Source organism: Paenibacillus residui (genome assembly GCF_042677205.1).
Taxonomy (GTDB): Bacteria; Bacillota; Bacilli; order Paenibacillales; family NBRC-103111; genus Paenibacillus_L; species Paenibacillus_L residui.
Map to the genome: position 1 here is coordinate 1 of NZ_JBHTIU010000096.1, position 950 is coordinate 950.

Consider the following 950-nt stretch of genomic DNA (forward strand, 5'->3'; position numbering starts at 1 on the left):
TTGCCAAAGCCTTATCGGCGCGCTTGGGCCTCCCGTATACAAAAGTGACCTGCTTTGCCGACATGGACAAAACCGATGTCATCGGTGCCATTTTGCCGGTTGTTTCCCGGGAGAGCCTGGAGAAGATGGAGCCGGAGGAGCAGAAGCTGCTGAAAGCTCTCTATGAAAGTGACGGTTTCCAAAGCGCGGCTGAAATATTGATGGATGTGCTGGGGGTTTCGCAGGAACAGGCTGCCTTGAGAATGAAAAAATTGCTGAAGCTGGCTGCGGAGAACACGGAGGGAGAAGCCGTGGAGTATCGTTTCTACCCTTCGGAAATAGTCAGGGCCTATCAGAAAGGATACATTCTGGAAATACAGGAACCGACCGTCATTCGGGATGCCGCGGTATTAATGGCGCTTAACTCGGCCTTGGAGCTGGATGGCAGCATCAATCTGCCTACGGAAATCATCCGCAGACATCCGGACTTCATAGCGGTCATTACCACCAACCGGAATTATGCGGGCTGCAGACCGCTTAACGAGGCTTTGCGCGACAGGATTCAGCATACGGAGAAGATGGATTTGCCGCCTAAAGAAGTCATGATGGAGCGTGCCGCTGCCAAAACCGGTTATCGCAATCGCGAGGTGCTGGACGTTCTGGCGGAAATTATTATCGTATTGGACAAAACGGCCCGGGCCAACGCCATCAAAGGGGTGGCGGGTATGCGCTCCTTTTTTTATTGGGCGGATGCGGTAGCTGCCGGTGCTTCTGCAAGAGAATCCTTATATCATAAAGTCATCTACAAAATTACTACCGATTCCGAAGAAATCCGGCTGTTGGAGGAAGCGCTGACGAGCCAAGGTTTGTTGGCCAGCCTGGAGGAAGTGGAGCTGGAAGTAAAAAAAAACTACGGCTGACCAATTAACTAACAAGGATTTCCAATGACCTTCGTCGAAGTATTTTTTACA

At 51.2% G+C, this 950-nt stretch carries 1 protein-coding gene; it reads left to right on the forward strand.

The window, feature by feature from the left end; translation table 11 throughout:
• On the forward strand, positions 1–899 hold an 899-nt coding region (locus ACFQ03_RS22960; protein ID WP_379291253.1), incomplete at its 5' end, for an ATPase.
• Positions 900–950: the final 51 nt, after the last annotated feature.